The sequence below is a fragment of the Streptomyces sp. SID3212 genome, from assembly GCF_009865405.1.
Taxonomy (GTDB): Bacteria; Actinomycetota; Actinomycetes; order Streptomycetales; family Streptomycetaceae; genus Streptomyces.
Map to the genome: position 1 here is coordinate 1 of NZ_WWJY01000155.1, position 1,389 is coordinate 1,389.

Genomic DNA, 1,389 nt, shown 5'->3' on the forward strand with positions numbered 1-1,389 from the left:
CGCTCCACGGCCCGCCGCAGCAGGTCGAGTTCGACCGGCAGCCCGGGAAGCGGGCGGCCGAGTGGCACGGCGTCGCCGCCCACCAAAGCGGGCGCACCCGCTCCACCCGGCGGACCGCCGGTAGCGGGCGCAGCCGCAGTGACAGGCGCACCCTCAGCAACCGCCCCACGCCCGGCGCCTTGCCCACTCCCGGCAACCGGCACGGTCACCGCCACCGTCGCCGACCCCGTCGGCGCGAGGTGCGAACGGTTCAGCAGGCGCAGGCCCAGGTCCGTGCGTACGGTTCTGTCGTCGTGCCCCCGCCAGGCCGCCGCCAGGACGTGTATCCGGTCGGGGCGGTCGGGTACCGCACGGGCGATCAACCGGAGCGTGAGTCCCGGCCGGGAGGCCAGTAGTCGGAGGTTGTCGGCGTACGGGAGATCGGGGCGTTCGTCCGGCGCCGCCAGGCGGAGTGTCGGGCCGCCCGACACGACGAAGCCCACGTCCGTGACCGTACCGTCCAGGAACAGCAGATCACCGCCCGCCGCCCGGGCGTCGGCCGGTTCGGCCGACCAGCTGAGGGCCGCGGCCAGTTGGGCGGCGGGCGACCGTTCCCACAGCGCGGCCAGGGGCGCTTCGTGCCACCCCGCGCCCGTCACCCGGACGGAACGCACCTGCCCACCGCCGCCGATCCGGCCGTCCGGTGACACCGTCGGCGAGGTGAGGACGACCCCACCGCCGTCCCCCAGGTCCCGCAGCCCCAGCGCGCAGCCACCCGGCACCGGTGACCCCGAGGCCTGGAGCGCCCGCTCCGGACCACCCGGCGCCACGTCGGAGAGCGTCCGCAGCGTCCCGTCTGGGGCCAGGGTGTAGACCGTGGCGCCCGCGTAGCCGGACGCCGTCACCACCGCTTCGGTGAAGAGGCCGTGCAGCCGCAACGGCCCCTCGGGCTGATAACTCCGGCGCGCGGGAGCGAGGGCCGCCGCCGGCCTGCGTACCAGATCCAGCAACTCCGCCAGATCGGCGGAGAGATCGGACAGCCGGAACGCCGGGTCGTCCGAGCGTGCCTCACCCAGCCGCCGCGCGATCCGCACGGCGGTGGCGGCGGGACGATGCAAGCCCACCAGCCGCGCGGAATGCGCAGCGTGGAGCAACTCGGCCCGGTGCACCGCACCCGACCCGGTGACACCGGCGACCAGCACGGCCGTCGCGGCCTCCCGCAGCGCGTCGAGAGCCTTGGACTGTACGGGGGTGAGCGCCACGGGGGCGGCTTCGGGGGCGGGGCCGTTGCCGGGCGCGCCCGATACCGCGTCCCCCTGACCCGCACCCGTGGCCGCAACCTCCGTGTCCGGACCCGGACCCGGCCCCAGTCGCGTCCCGGGCTCCCCCACCGCCTCGCCCGCGGCCTCC

General features: G+C 76.5%; 1 pseudogene. It reads right to left on the reverse strand.

Going from position 1 to position 1,389, the window contains the following annotated elements:
- A pseudogene (locus tag GT042_RS04335) lies at positions 1-1,241 on the reverse strand (hypothetical protein); the annotation flags it as partial.
- Positions 1,242-1,389: the final 148 nt, after the last annotated feature.